Raw genomic sequence first — 225 nt, forward strand, 5'->3', positions numbered from 1 at the left:
CGCGAGCACACCGTGTACCTCGGCGACACGATCATGACCCGTTCCAACATCGGCCCTCGCGACGTCGAGGTGACCGGCGCCGCCCGCGCAGGGCTCCCCGACGACGCGCTCCAGGTGCGTAACGGGCAACGCTGGAACGTCCTAGGGCTGCGCGACAACGGCGACCTCTGGGCGCAGCGCACCACCGACGGTGCGCAGGCGTGGCTCCCCGCCGAGTACGCCAGC

The 225-nt window shown here is 72.0% G+C and carries 1 protein-coding gene; it reads left to right on the forward strand.

Going from position 1 to position 225, the window contains the following annotated elements; translation table 11 throughout:
* On the forward strand, positions 1-225 hold a 225-nt coding region (locus tag AXK60_RS27260; RefSeq protein WP_175400109.1), incomplete at both ends, for a hypothetical protein.

The organism is Tsukamurella pseudospumae, assembly GCF_001575195.1.
In the GTDB taxonomy this organism is placed as follows: domain Bacteria; phylum Actinomycetota; class Actinomycetes; order Mycobacteriales; family Mycobacteriaceae; genus Tsukamurella; species Tsukamurella pseudospumae.